The sequence below is a fragment of the Arthrobacter sp. ISL-5 genome, assembly GCF_018613835.1.
Classification (GTDB): Bacteria; Actinomycetota; Actinomycetes; order Actinomycetales; family Micrococcaceae; genus Arthrobacter.
This window is the reverse complement of sequence record NZ_JAGGPM010000008.1, coordinates 36916-49450: the sequence shown is the minus strand read 5'-3', so window position 1 is coordinate 49450 and position 12535 is coordinate 36916. Positions and strand designations below refer to the sequence as shown.

Annotated in this window: 13 protein-coding genes and 1 tRNA gene; 6 read left to right on the top strand and 8 right to left on the bottom strand. The window is 67.3% G+C overall.

Annotation, left to right across the window (positions count from 1 at the left end):
• The first annotated feature begins 68 nt into the window (after positions 1-68).
• Positions 69-142 (top strand) — tRNA-Gly (locus tag J7I89_RS04890).
• Between the two features lie 79 nt (positions 143-221).
• Here the strand turns inward: J7I89_RS04890 and J7I89_RS04885 are convergent.
• The 5 genes from J7I89_RS04885 to J7I89_RS04865 all read right to left on the bottom strand — a co-directional run bounded on the left by J7I89_RS04885 (position 222) and on the right by J7I89_RS04865 (position 3974).
• Positions 222-890 carry a winged helix DNA-binding domain-containing protein gene (locus tag J7I89_RS04885; RefSeq protein WP_251044953.1) on the bottom strand — a complete coding sequence of 223 codons (669 nt, stop codon included), beginning with the start codon at positions 888-890 and terminating at the stop codon, positions 222-224.
• Between the two features lie 17 nt (positions 891-907).
• Positions 908-1267 carry a DNA glycosylase AlkZ-like family protein gene (locus tag J7I89_RS04880; protein ID WP_214967829.1) on the bottom strand — a complete coding sequence of 120 codons (360 nt, stop codon included), beginning with the start codon at positions 1265-1267 and terminating at the stop codon, positions 908-910.
• Positions 1268-1400: 133 nt separating this feature from the next.
• Entirely contained in the window at positions 1401-2360 is a 960-nt protein-coding gene (locus J7I89_RS04875; protein WP_214967827.1) for an Fpg/Nei family DNA glycosylase, read from the bottom strand.
• Positions 2360-2854 carry a ribose-5-phosphate isomerase gene (locus J7I89_RS04870; protein WP_214967825.1) on the bottom strand — a complete coding sequence of 165 codons (495 nt, stop codon included), beginning with the start codon at positions 2852-2854 and terminating at the stop codon, positions 2360-2362. Before J7I89_RS04870 ends, J7I89_RS04875 begins: the two co-directional genes overlap by 1 nt.
• Before the next feature lie 103 nt (positions 2855-2957).
• Positions 2958-3974 (bottom strand): hypothetical protein, encoded by a 1017-nt coding sequence (locus J7I89_RS04865; protein WP_214967824.1) that lies wholly within the window; start codon positions 3972-3974, stop codon positions 2958-2960.
• 161 nt (positions 3975-4135) lie between these two features.
• On the opposite strand from J7I89_RS04865, the gene pepN reads away from it, so the two are divergent.
• The 4 genes from pepN (at position 4136) to J7I89_RS04845 (ending at position 8481) form a co-directional block, all read left to right on the top strand.
• A complete protein-coding gene (gene pepN / locus J7I89_RS04860) occupies positions 4136-6688 on the top strand; it encodes an aminopeptidase N (RefSeq protein ID WP_214967822.1) in 2553 nt (850 codons plus the stop codon).
• A 70-nt stretch (positions 6689-6758) separates the two neighbouring features.
• Positions 6759-7238 (top strand): OsmC family protein, encoded by a 480-nt coding sequence (locus J7I89_RS04855; protein WP_214967820.1) that lies wholly within the window; start codon positions 6759-6761, stop codon positions 7236-7238.
• 110 nt (positions 7239-7348) lie between these two features.
• Positions 7349-8020 carry a mechanosensitive ion channel family protein gene (locus J7I89_RS04850; protein WP_214967818.1) on the top strand — a complete coding sequence of 224 codons (672 nt, stop codon included), beginning with the start codon at positions 7349-7351 and terminating at the stop codon, positions 8018-8020.
• A 2-nt stretch (positions 8021-8022) separates the two neighbouring features.
• Entirely contained in the window at positions 8023-8481 is a 459-nt protein-coding gene (locus J7I89_RS04845) for a globin (RefSeq protein WP_285290183.1), read from the top strand.
• A 6-nt stretch (positions 8482-8487) separates the two neighbouring features.
• Here the strand turns inward: J7I89_RS04845 and J7I89_RS04840 are convergent, their stop codons facing one another.
• The gene (locus J7I89_RS04840; protein ID WP_214967817.1) at positions 8488-9150 is read right to left on the bottom strand and encodes a hypothetical protein; all 663 of its coding nucleotides are present in this window, start codon (positions 9148-9150) and stop codon (positions 8488-8490) included.
• A 63-nt stretch (positions 9151-9213) separates the two neighbouring features.
• On the opposite strand from J7I89_RS04840, the gene J7I89_RS04835 reads away from it, so the two are divergent.
• A complete protein-coding gene (locus tag J7I89_RS04835) occupies positions 9214-10194 on the top strand; it encodes an acyl-CoA thioesterase II (protein ID WP_214967815.1) in 981 nt (326 codons plus the stop codon).
• Positions 10195-10283: 89 nt separating this feature from the next.
• Here J7I89_RS04835 and ettA read toward each other — a convergent pair whose 3' ends face one another.
• Together ettA and J7I89_RS25005 are read right to left on the bottom strand one after the other, a co-directional pair.
• Positions 10284-11966, bottom strand: a complete 1683-nt coding sequence (gene ettA, locus J7I89_RS04830) for an energy-dependent translational throttle protein EttA (RefSeq protein ID WP_056625218.1) — start codon at positions 11964-11966, stop codon at positions 10284-10286.
• A 43-nt stretch (positions 11967-12009) separates the two neighbouring features.
• Positions 12010-12528 carry a hypothetical protein gene (locus J7I89_RS25005; RefSeq protein ID WP_251044939.1) on the bottom strand — a complete coding sequence of 173 codons (519 nt, stop codon included), beginning with the start codon at positions 12526-12528 and terminating at the stop codon, positions 12010-12012.
• Between the last annotated feature and the right edge of the window lie 7 nt (positions 12529-12535).

Sequence of the window (12535 nt, the reverse complement as noted above, 5' to 3'; positions counted from 1 at the left end):
GTTATATCCGGCTTCAACAGCCAGTCCGAAAGATGAGTGAAGGCCAACCGGCCGGAACGCTTTCTTACGGGGACGTAGCTTAATGGTAAAGCCTCAGTCTTCCAAACTGATTACGCGGGTTCGATTCCCGTCGTCCCCTCCAGCAAAGGGCCCCTCCCAGAGGGGCCCTTTTTCGTTGCCTACTTTGACTTTTTCGTTGCATCGGCTGTGCCTTCCTCGCGTCAGGCGTGGCCGCCTGCGTTGACCGGGCCAAGAGTCAGGCGGGATTCGGACTCGAGAAACGCCCCGATGCGTTCCGCCTGGAATGCCAGCTCGTCGAGCTGCGCCGGCCGCAGCCTGCCGAAGGGCTCGGCCGTGATTTCGACCGCGCGACCCGCGCGACGCAGGTGCCAGACGCCTCCGACCACGCCGTCCGCGAGCAAGACGGGAAAGTTCCCTGCCTGTCCCCTGGCCAGGGCCCGCTTGCTTGCCTCGCCGGGGAACAGCAGGCTGCGGGGGTGGCCGCCCACGACGTAAGCGTCGAAGTACGGGAGCAGCCGAATGCCGGAAGGCTTCGCCGTGGCTTTCCGGGTGTCGCCGCGCGCCACCCACGCGGGCGCCTCCTCGACCCTGGCCGGAGCCAGTTCCCCGGCCAGGGAGTCGAAGACTTCGGCGGCCCATGGACGGGACGCACCCAGCCACTGCGCGAAGTGTGCGGGCGTTGCAGGTCCGTAGGCGCGCAGGTAGCTGCGGACCAGCCAGGCCAAGGCAGTGGCGGCATCGGCGGGCCGGAACCCAGGCACTATGCTGGCCGGGCTACGGTAGGTCACCATGCGGCCCCTGTTAGGCCCGAAGCACAGCACACCGCGGGATCCCGCCGTCGCCAGTGCTGCCCGCCAGCGCGGCCACATCCCCTGGAACGCGGGCATCACAAGTTCACCCGCCCAGGCCCCCGGGCTCGCCCGATGACGGCTTCACCGAGTTCATCAACGCTCAGCTCGCCGTCCCCGAGGCCCTCGGCGATGGCCTCGACCACTTCGTCGGCCTGGGCGGCGGTCAGGAATCCCCCGCTGGGTGCCGCCGCTGGAGGAATGGCTCCGAGCGCCCCCGTCCACAGGGAAAGATCGTCCGCCGGCAGCAGGTGTACCGTGCGGCGCGGTCCAAACGCCTTGACCAGGGTTGCGTCGTCCCACAACGCGCGGCGCACCTCGGCCAGGGACGGGCCGGAAGTGCGTATGCCCACGGACAGCTCGGCGGCGGTGATGACCTGGGCGTGTGCCCCACACATGGCACGGACGATATCGGCCGGCCTGCCGTTTTCGGAGGGTGCAGCGAGCCAGTGCCGCTCAAGCCGCCTGGCACAAACCTGGGCCCAGGAGAATTCCGGCCCGGAGGAGGCATTCACTGCCGAGAGGCCAGGCTCAGGCCGGACGCTGGCATGACGGGCACCAGTAAAGTTTGCGGGCAGCGTGCTCAGCCAGGGCCACGGCAGTGCCGCAGATGCGGCAGGGCTGCCCGTGGCGTCGGTAGACGAAATGCGCGTCGTCGGCCGGCGGCAACGGATCCGATCCGCTCCAGAAAACTGCTGTCGTGGTGATGATCCTGCCGTTGCGGACGCCGTCGGCCATCACCGCGGCCGTGTCATCCCACAGGAGGCCCGCCGCCTCCGCCGTCAGCGAGCGGCCGGGAAGCCAGGGGTCCAGCCGCCGGCGGAACAGCACTTCTGCCCGATAAACATTCCCGACGCCGGCAATCACCTTCTGATCCATCAGCAGGGACGCCAGCGGCGTCCGGCGCGCCAGCACACGCCGGATAAAGTCCTCCCGACCGCCGCTCCCGCTATGCAGCGAATCCGCCGCCCGCACCGGGTTCGGTTGGTGCAGCGAAGCTGGTCCGTGCAGCGGGTCGGGGCCGAGCCGGGCAAGCACCGCCTCCGCTTCCGCCTCGGTGATCGCCGCGCAGGTGGTGGCTCCGCGCAGGTCGGCCCAGCCGTGGCTGCCGATCAGCCGGACGCGCACGGCGCCGACGGGCGCGGGCGGGCCGGCGTAGCCTGATGTGTCGCCTTCGGCCCCGGCGTCGTCGGGAACTTCCCGCTCCCCCACCTTCCGCGGCGCGCCGATGCTGGACGCGCCCCGGAACTCGCTGTCCCCGCCGAAGTCCCACGCACCGTAGAGTCCGAGATGGACGTGCAGGACCATTCCGTGGTCGAAGTGCAGGAAAAGGTGCTTCCCGTGCGCGTCCGAACGCAGCAGCGTGCGCCCGTCCAGGTGCGCCGCCCCGGCGGCGAAACGGCCCTGGGGGCTGGTCACGGCAAGCGGCTGGCCGGCGAAGACATCACCGAACTGGCGGGCGAGCCGGTGGATGGAGTGCCCTTCAGGCACTACTCGACGACCTCGCCGGTGGTTTCATAGGCTGCGATCTTGCCGATCCGGCGGATGTGGCGCTCATCGTTGCTGAACGGCTCCTGCAGGAATGCCTCGATCAGCGCAGTTGCTTCCTCGACGCTGTGCTGGCGGCCGCCGACGGCCACGACGTTGGCGTCATTGTGCTGGCGCGCCAGGACGGCGGTGGAGTGGTTCCAGGCCAGCGCCGCGCGGACACCCTTGACCTTGTTGGCGGCGATCTGTTCGCCGTTCCCGGAGCCGCCAAGCACGATGCCGAGGGCATGGACGCCGGCCGACTGGTCCGCCACGACCGCGAGCGCCGCATTGATGCAGAAGGCCGGGTAATCGTCCAGGGCGTCATATTCCGTCGGTCCGTGGTCCACCACGTCATAGCCCTTTGCGGACAGGTGGCTCACCAGGTGGGCGCTCAGCTCCATGCCGGCGTGGTCGGTGGCGATGTGGACCCGCGGGAATGCAGGAGTAGTGGTCACGGTAGCTTCCGTTCAGTCATGAGCACCGGGGCGCGGCCGGGCTGGTACAGGTCAGATCAACGGATCCAAGAGTACTAGCTGCGTCTCCATGGGCTGCAGGAAGCTACGCGCCCCCGTCGCCCTGGGAAGGAGGGCGGCCTTCGCCGCGGGCCCGGGCAGCCACGCGCGTGAGGACCTCGGCGAGGCGGGCCGCCGAGTCGGAGTTTCCGCCGCTTACCGCCAGGCGGTGTCCGTCTGTTTTCCGGACGACGACGGCGGGGCCGCTGCTCACGAGCACGGCAGCTGTTTCGCCGTGGTGGCGGTAGCCCCACCCCCCGTAGTCGGCGGCGCGCACGTCCGCCGGGTCGGCGGCCGAAATGGCCGCCGCGGGAACGTCCACGACGCGGAGGATCCCGGCGACGAACACCCTCAGTCCGCTGCGGTCGGCCGTGATCCTCGCAAAGAGGAACGCGGCGCCGATGATTGCCGCCGCAACCAGCAGGGCGCCCAGCCAGGGCACGGCGATAACTATAAGTGCGGCCGGGAACAGGCTGGCGATGCCGATCATGACAAAAACGGAGCTCCGGGCGTGGACCCAGAGCCGGATGGAATCCGTGGCGAGTTCGGGGTCGAGCTCCTGCTCGAGGGCACGCTGCAGCGCCCGGTCATCCTCCGGCGTCCACTGCTCGTCCGCTTTGAAGACGAACCCGATGATGACGCCCAGGGCGAGCGCGGCGCCGCTTCCCAGCGCCAGCACTGTGACGTCCACGCTGGACTCACGGGCATCGGCGACCCCGGCCTGTCCCACCAGTCCCGCTGCCAGCACGCTGGTGACAAACAGGCTCACAGTCAGCCCGGCGCCCATCATGATGCGGCGCATCACGGTGGGCCGTGACACGGGCACAGCCTGCAGCAGCACCAGCCAGCCGGCCACGACGATCAGGGCGGCCCCGACCCCCACATAGGCGGGGAACGGCGCAAAAGCCGTTCCGCCGTCGTCGTTCCATCTGACCGCCAACGGCTCCGGCAGATCGGGGCGCAGGAGGACGGCACAGACTGCGAAGCCAGTAGCCAACAACAGGGGGAAACCGATGGCGAACCGCAGTGCCTTGGTGTCCACAGCATCGACGAACTTTCCCATGCCTTAACGCTACCCCTGAGCCTGCGCCGGCGCGGAGAAAGTGATCCGGGCAACTTGCCAACGGTGCGGTGAATGAAACAATGACTTCACAGTGACGAACTGACCGGCAGGCTGGGGCTTGTCCGGCAACCAACACCTCTGGAGGCACAACCTTGCCAGGCATGAACCTGACGCGCGCCGAAGCACGCGAGCGCGCCGACCTGATCACCGTCGAGTCCTACGATGTCAGCCTGGACCTGACCACGGGCGAGAAAGTCTTCGGCTCGACCACCACGGTGAAGTTCACGGCAGCGCCAGGGTCCTCGACGTTCATCGACGCCGTGACGCAGACCGTCCACAGCGTGACCCTGAACGGGCGTGAACTCGACCCTGCCGAGGTGTCCGACGGCGTCCGGATCCAGCTGCCGGACCTTGCCGAACAGAATGAACTCACCGTGGTGGCTGATGCCCCCTACATGAATACCGGCGAGGGCCTGCACCGCTTCGTTGATCCGGTGGACGGCGAGGTGTACCTGTACACCCAGTTCGAGGTGCCTGACTCCCGCCGCATGTTTGCCGTCTTTGAACAGCCAGACCTAAAGGCCACCTTCAGGTTCAGCGTGACAGCGCCTTCGCACTGGGACGTCATCTCCAACTCCCCCACCCCCGCTCCCGTGGCGACCTCCCCCGGGGCGGACGGCGGTGCCCGCTCGGTCTGGGAGTTCAGCCCCACGCCGCGGCTGTCCTCCTACATCACCGCGCTGATCGCCGGCCCCTACCAGTCCGTGCGCAGCGACGTCACCAGCACCGACGGCCGGGTGGTCCCGCTGGGTGTGTTCGCCCGGAAGTCCCTCATGCAGTACCTCGATGCCGACAACATTTTCGAGCTCACGCGGCAGGGGTTCGAGTTCTTCGAAGCGCAGTTCGGCTGCCCCTACCCCTTCGAAAAGTACGACCAGCTTTTCGTCCCTGAATTCAACGCCGGAGCCATGGAAAACGCCGGGGCCGTGACCATCCTCGAAGGCTACGTCTTCCGGGGCAAGGTTCCGGAGGCCCAGGTGGAACGCCGCACCATCACCGTCCTGCACGAACTGGCCCACATGTGGTTCGGGGACCTGGTGACCATGCGCTGGTGGAACGACCTCTGGCTCAACGAGTCCTTTGCCGAGTACATGTCCCACCTCGCCGCGGTGGAGAACACGAAGTTCCAGAGCGCCTGGACCACCTTCGCCTCCGTGGAGAAGTCCTGGGCCTACCGCCAGGACCAGCTCCCCACCACCCATCCCATCTTTGCCGAGATCAACGACCTCCAGGATGTGGAGGTCAATTTCGACGGCATCACCTACGCCAAGGGCGCGTCCGTGCTGCGCCAGCTCGTGGCCTGGGTGGGTCCGGAGCAGTTCATGGCCGGCGTCCGCGAATACTTCGCCAAGCACTCCTGGAAGAACACCGAGCTGGGCGACCTGATGATCGAGCTGGAAAAGGCCAGCGGGCGCGACCTGGACCAGTGGGGCCGTCTCTGGCTCGAAACCGCCGGCGTGAATTCGCTCAAGCCGGAGCTGACAGTCGACGCCGACGGCACCATCACGTCCTTCGCCATCCTGCAGTCCGCTGTGGAAGACCAGCCCACCATCCGCCCGCACCGGCTGGCCGTGGGGTTCTACGACGTCACCGACGACGGAAAGCTGGAGCGCGTCCACCGCGAGGAGCTGGACGTCGACGGCGAACGGACGGACGTGCCGGAACTCGCCGGCCTCCGCCGGCCTGACCTGGTGCTCCTCAACGACGACGACCTCGCCTATGCCAAAGTCCGGCTGGATGAAAAGTCCCTGGCAACCGCCAAGTCGCACCTGAAGGACTTCCGCGAGAGCCTGCCGCGCACCCTCGTGTGGGGCTCTGCCTGGGACGCCGCCCGCGACGGCGAGAGCCCGGCCCGCGGCTACGTGGATCTGATCCTGGCCAATATCGCCTCCGAGAGTGACTCGTCGGTGATCCTGGTCCAGCTGCGGCAGCTGGCAACCACGCTCACCTTCTATGTGGCGGAGGAGCACCGCGAAGCCACGTCGGTGGCCGCCGGAGACCGGCTCTGGGAGCTTGCCTCGACAGCTCCCGGCGGCTCGGACGCGCAGCTGCAGTTCATCAAGTCCTACGCCTTGCTGGCCCGAAGCGGTGCGCAGCTGGACAACGTGGCGGGGCTGCTGGACGGCTCGGTCACCCTGGCCGGGCTAACGGTCGACCAGGACCTGCGCTGGGAACTGGTGGCGTCGCTCGTGGTGGGTGGCCGGATGGGCCAGGAACAGATCGACGAAGAACTGGAGCGGGACAACACCTCCAGCGGTCAGAACGCGGCGGCCCTTGCGACGGCCGCCATCCCCACGGCAGAGGCCAAGGCGGCAGCGTGGGAGTCGATCGTGGTCAAGGGCGAGGTCTCCAACGCCATCCAGGGCTCTGCCGTCACCGGCTTTACCCGGGTGCTGGACACCGCACTGCTGGAGCCGTACGCGGAGAAGTACTTCGCCGCCGTCCCCGGCATCGTGGCGGAGCGGACGTTTGCACTGGCGCAGCAGATCGTCGTCGGGCTTTACCCGGCGCAGCTGACCACGCAGGCCACCGTGGACCGCACCGACGAGTTCCTCGCGTCCCTCCCGGAGGAAAGCGCGGCGCTGCGCCGCATGATGCTGGAAAACCGCGACGGCGTTGCCCGCGCGCTGCGGGCGCGCGCGGCCGACGTCTGAGCCGGGCATGTCTGAACGGCTCATGCCTGAAGGGCGGGCACCCGAACAGCGGGCGTTCTAAACTAACGGCATGGGCCTTGATGAGCACCACTATTCGCTGACTGTCCGCTGGACCGGCAACCTTGGAAGCGGCACGTCGTCCTACCGGGAATATTCCCGGGACCACGACGTCGAAATTCCGGGGCTGCCGGTCCTCAAGGGCTCGGCCGACCCCACGTTCCGCGGCGACCGGGCCCGGTACAACCCGGAGCAGCTGCTGCTCACGGCTCTCGCGCAGTGCCACATGCTGTCCTTCCTGCATGTGGCGGTCAGGCACGGCGTCGTCGTCCTGTCCTATGAGGACAACGCGACCGGCATGATGCGGCTCAACCGCGACGGCAGCGGGCAGTTCGAAAATGTGACCCTCCGGCCGCAGGTGACAGTGGCCGACCCCGCCCACATTGCGCTGGCCAAGGAAATGCACCGCCAGGCCAACGCCCTGTGCTTCATCGCCCGCAGCGTAAATTTTCCCGTCCTGCACTCTCCCGTTACCACAGCGGCCGGAAGTTAGCCAGCGCCATACACCGCTACGCTTAAAAGCGACCAGAGAGCAGGCCGCCGCCGGAAGACCGGCGGATACCCCCGGCCGCCGTCGGACAGCAGCAAGGAGCATCCCCACAGATGTACAGCATGTTTACAACGCCTTCGGCCTCGCTGGAACCCACGGGGTTCGACGTCGCCGGCATAGCGATCAGCCTCGGCGCAGGCATCATCCTGTGGCTGCTGGCGAGCTTCATGATCTCCCGGATCACCAAGAGTGTCGCCAGCGGAACATCGCTGTTCAAGAAGCCGCACTTCAGGTGGGTCGCTCCCGCCCTGCGCGCCCTCGACCACGAGCGGCGGGTCCAGCGCGCCAACACCATCGGGTCGCTGCTGAACAGCGTGGTGGGCGTGGTCATCGCCGTCATCACGAGCATCTATGTACTTAAGAACCTTGACGTGGACGTCGCACCGCTGCTGACAAGCGTCGGTATCCTGGGTATCGCCATCGGTTTTGGCGCCCAGCAGCTGATCCGCGACTTCCTGGCCGGGATCTTCATCACCATCGAGGACCAGTACGGCATCGGCGACGTCATCGAGACCAGCGAAGTGGTGGGCGTCGTGGAGTCGATTGGCCTGCGGATCACCCGAGTCCGTGACGACAACGGGGCCATCTGGTACCTGCGCAACGGTGAAATCCTCCGCGTGGGCAACCGGTCGCAGGGCAACTACGTGGCTCCGGCCGATGAGCCAGGCGACGGGCCGCTCGAGGCAGAAGCCCAGCACGGGCCGCAGCAGAAGTCCGGAGAATAGCCATGACAATCCCCACCCCCTCCGAGCCCAACGCACCCCGGCAGCTGATGCGCAATGACCCGTTCAGCCAGCCCGGCTACACGGACAACTTTTACGATGCGGTGGGCGGCCACGAGACGTTCGTGAAGCTCATTGACGTGTTTTACGACGGCGTCGCAACCGATCCGGTTCTACGCCCGATGTATCCGGAAGAGGACTTGGCTCCGGCCAAGCGGCGTTTCCTGATGTTCCTTGAGCAGTACTGGGGCGGGCCCACGACCTACGGCGAAGAGCGCGGCCATCCACGGCTGCGGATGCGCCACATCCCGTTCCAGGTCACGCCCGAGGCCAAGGACCGCTGGCTGCACCACATGCGCACGGCCGTTGACTCGCTCGAGCTGCCGCCGCTGTACGAGGGCACGCTGTGGGACTACATGGAGCGGGCGGCACTGTCCATGGTGAACAGCCCGTCTGAGGCCTAGGCCCGGCTAAGGCAGACCGGCGCCGGTCCTGGCCAGGACATGCCCGCGGCTGCCGCTGAGACGGAACCAGCGGCCGGCCCGGTAGAGGCGCTGTTCGTCGGAGCCGAGGAATCCGAGTGCAAGCGCGGCGAAGGCTGCGCCGGCGGGAAGGCCGGACAGTCCCTCCAGCCCGCGACCCCAGACCGCGGCGCGGGCGTTGTTGACAATCAGGGCGCCCGGCTTGTCCGGCACGATTCCGGCCACCTCGGCGATGCCCGCTTCCGCGGCTTTCCTGAGGACGTCGTCCGGGACCGAACCGATCAGCTCCCAACCGCCGCGCGGTGCTCCGACGCCGGCCCATGACTCGGTGACTGTCGACGGCGGGACCGCGAGTTCGGCGTCGTTCTCTCCTGCCCGCGCGAGCCGGTCAAGGACCGCCGCGAGCGGGACGGTGACGTCCGTGGTGGACGGTTCTGCCAGCGCCATGGTCCGCAGGCCGAGGATGGTGGGGGTGGACTCCCCCAGCAGGCGGGGCCGGAGCACGCAGACGTAGGCGGCCAGGACAGGGCCCGCTGCCTGGAGGCGGATGGCGCCGTCGTCGATGGCCTTGGCGCGCGTGGCGTAGGTCCTGAGATCGGCGAGGTCGCGGGGATCGGCAAAGCGGAAGGACTGGGTGAGGAGATCAGACACATTAAGAACACTACCGGCTGAGCCTCGGTTGAGCGGTGCCGGGGCGACGTCTAGAGTCAAACCATGACTGAAGCGGACGCCGGATTGCAGGCATTGCCCTTGAACGACCCCACCACCTCACTGATCGAACTGCTGGACCTTGGCGAGCTTGAGGGCGCCCGGACGGACGAGGATATCTTCATGGGTCCGTCGCAGCGGCAGCCGCACCAGCGCGTTTTCGGGGGCCAGGTTCTGGCACAGTCCCTGATCGCCGGGATGCGAACCGTGGATCCGGTCCGCACCGTACACTCCATGCACGCCTACTTCCTCCGGCCAGGCGACGCGAACAAGCCCATCACCTTCGGCGTGCAGCGGCTGCGGGACGGCCGGTCCTTCTCGGCGCGCCGGGTGCACGCGTATCAGGACGGCACGCCGATCCTGTCCATGATCGCCTCGTTCCAGGCCGAGGACGACGGCATTGAGCACCAGTCGGAGATGCCGGAGGGGATTCCTGATCCGGAGTCACTTCCGAGCACCGCGGACCTCCTGGGCAAGTTCGACCACCCCGTGGCCCGGCACTGGTCGTATGAGCGGCCCTTCGACATCCGCCACGTCGATCCGGCCCTGTATGTCGCGGCCACCGGCAAGAAGGAAGCCCGCAACGCCGTGTGGATGAAGACCTTCAGCGCCATGCCGGACGACGCCAACACCCACCGCGCCGCGCTGGCGTACGCGAGCGACTACACGCTGCTCGAATCCATTCTGCGCAAGCACGGACTGAGCTGGATCACGCCGGGCATGAGCGTGGCCAGCCTGGACCACGCCATGTGGTGGCACCGGCCCGTGCGGGTGGATGAGTGGCTGCTGTACGTCCAGGAAAGCCCCAGCGCCCAGGGAGCCCGGGGGCTGGCCACCGGAAAGATCTTCAACCGCGAGGGCCTGCATGTGGCATCCGTGGCCCAGGAAGGGATGGTCCGGGTGCCGACGGACCTGAAAAGCAAGGTGGCGGGGGCCTTCCAGTCGAAGGTCCTCCAGCACCAGATGCGCAGGGCGGAGCGGGACTAACCCGGCCGCGGCACCAGCCGCCGGGAGGCGAAAGCCGCCGGGCATGCGAAAGGCCGGTTCCCTTCGGGGAACCGGCCTTTGCTGTGGAACTAGTCGCGGGTCAGGCGGCGGTGCGTGACGCGGTGCGGCTTGGCGGCGTCGGGACCGAGGCGCTCCACCTTGTTCTCCTCGTAGGATTCGAAGTTGCCTTCGAACCAGTACCACTTCGACGGGTTCTCGTCGTCACCTTCGTAGGCGAGGATGTGGGTGGCCACCCGGTCCAGGAACCAGCGGTCGTGCGAGACCACCACGGCGCAGCCCGGGAACTCGAGCAGCGCGTTTTCGAGGCTGCTGAGGGTCTCGACGTCGAGGTCGTTGGTGGGTTCGTCGAGGAGCAGCAGGTTTCCGCCCTGTTTGAGGGTCAGGGCGAGGTTCAGGCGGTTGCGCTCACCGCCGGAGAGCACGCCTGCCTTCTTCTGCTGGTCCGGCCCCTTGAAGCCGAAGGCTGCGACGTAGGCGCGGGACGGCATTTCAACGTGGCCCACCTGGATGAAGTCGAGGCCGTCCGAGACGACCTCCCACAGGGTCTTGTTGGGATCGATGCCGCCGCGGCTCTGGTCCGCGTAGGAGATCTTGACCGAGTCACCGATCTTCAGCTCGCCGCCGTCGAGGGGCTCGAGCCCCACGATGGTCTTGAACAGGGTGGACTTGCCGACGCCGTTGGGGCCGATGACTCCGACGATGCCGTTGCGGGGAAGGGAGAAGGACAGGCCGTCGATCAGGGTGCGGTCGTCGAAGCCCTTCTGCAGGTTCTTGGCCTCGAGGACCAGTCCGCCCAGGCGGGGTCCCGGCGGGATCTGGATTTCTTCGAAGTCCAGCTTGCGTGTCCGGTCAGCTTCGGCTGCCATCTCCTCATAGCGTGCCAGACGCGCCTTGGACTTGGTCTGCCGGCCCTTGGCGTTGGAGCGCACCCATTCCAGTTCTTCGGAGAGCCGCTTGGCCTGCTTGGCGTCCTTCTTGCCCTGGATTTCCAGGCGGGCCCGCTTCTTCTCCAGGTACGTGGAGTAGTTGCCTTCATAGGGGTACAGGTGGCCGCGGTCCACTTCCGCGATCCATTCCGCGACGTGGTCAAGGAAGTACCGGTCGTGGGTGACAGCCAGCACGGCGCCTGCGTAGTTGGACAGGTGCTGCTCCAGCCACAGCACGCTCTCCGCGTCGAGGTGGTTGGTGGGCTCGTCGAGCAGGAGCAGGTCCGGCTTCTGGAGCAGGAGCTTGCAGAGTGCGACGCGCCGGCGCTCACCGCCGGAAAGGAGGGTGACGTCGGCATCGGCCGGCGGGCACCGGAGGGCGTCCATGGCCTGCTCAAGCTGGGAATCGAGGTCCCAGGCGTCGGCGGCGTCGATGGCTTCCTGCAGCTGGCCCATTTCCTCCAGGAGGGAGTCGTAGTCAGCGTCCGGGCTGGCCATCTCTTCGGAGATCTCGTTGAAGCGCTGGATCTTGCCGTAGATCTCGCCAACGCCTTCCTGGACGTTGCCCAGGACAGTCTTTTCCTCGTTGAGCGGCGGCTCCTGGAGCAGGATCCCCACGGTGTAGCCGGGGCTCAGCCGGGCTTCGCCGTTGGAGGGCGTGTCCAGGCCTGCCATGATCTTCAGAATGGTGGACTTACCGGCACCGTTGGGGCCAACAACGCCGATCTTGGCGCCCGGGAAGAAGGACATGCTTACGTCGTCGAGAATAAGTTTTTCGCCAACAGCCTTACGGGCCTTGGTCATTGTGTAGATAAATTCCGCCATGGTTCCAAATCTAGTGGGTTGGCGGGCATAACTCACATTCGCGTCAGGCGGGAGCTCCCACGAAGCACTTCCCGTTCGACAGCACCGGCAGCACGGTCACGGTGACTTTGCCGTCGCGGATCTGCCCGACCACGCAGTCCTTGCCCCGAACTGCCGCGGCCTCGATGGAATCCACGTCCAGGCCGGTGGGCGTGCGGCCCGCCGAGACCTCGAGGGTGCGGGCGGGAACACCGGCGGCAGTCAGTGCCGCCGTGATCTGTTCCGTTCCCGGCTTCGGGTTGCCTGCTGTGAGGCTTCCGAGGGCGTCGGTCATGGTCCGCTGCAGCCGGGCGGTCGCGGTTGCAGCCGTCGCCTGCGCCGCGGCGGAGGACGCGGCAGCCGGGGCTGAGGCGGAGGACCCGGCCGAAGATGCCCCGCCCGAGGCGGCAGATTCCGGTCCGGGCCGCTGGCCGGCGCCGGAACTGCACGCTGCTAGCGACGTCAGCAGCAGCACGGCGAGCGCGAACTGGGCGGACACCCTGCCGGCATAGCCCTTGGATCCGGATTTTGTCTGAGGTGTCATCGCTCGC

Coding starts and splice junctions, on each gene's coding strand:
- J7I89_RS04885 (WP_251044953.1), bottom strand. CDS start 890: ATGTGGCCGCGCTGGCGGGCAGCACTGGCGACGGCGGGATCCCGCGGT.
- J7I89_RS04880 (WP_214967829.1), bottom strand. CDS start 1,267: ATGTGTGGGGCACACGCCCAGGTCATCACCGCCGCCGAGCTGTCCGTG.
- J7I89_RS04865 (WP_214967824.1), bottom strand. CDS start 3,974: ATGGGAAAGTTCGTCGATGCTGTGGACACCAAGGCACTGCGGTTCGCC.
- pepN (WP_214967822.1), top strand. CDS start 4,136: ATGAACCTGACGCGCGCCGAAGCACGCGAGCGCGCCGACCTGATCACC.
- J7I89_RS04855 (WP_214967820.1), top strand. CDS start 6,759: ATGGGCCTTGATGAGCACCACTATTCGCTGACTGTCCGCTGGACCGGC.
- J7I89_RS04850 (WP_214967818.1), top strand. CDS start 7,349: ATGTACAGCATGTTTACAACGCCTTCGGCCTCGCTGGAACCCACGGGG.
- J7I89_RS04845 (WP_285290183.1), top strand. CDS start 8,023: ATGACAATCCCCACCCCCTCCGAGCCCAACGCACCCCGGCAGCTGATG.
- J7I89_RS04835 (WP_214967815.1), top strand. CDS start 9,214: ATGACTGAAGCGGACGCCGGATTGCAGGCATTGCCCTTGAACGACCCC.
- ettA (WP_056625218.1), bottom strand. CDS start 11,966: ATGGCGGAATTTATCTACACAATGACCAAGGCCCGTAAGGCTGTTGGC.
- J7I89_RS25005 (WP_251044939.1), bottom strand. CDS start 12,528: ATGACACCTCAGACAAAATCCGGATCCAAGGGCTATGCCGGCAGGGTG.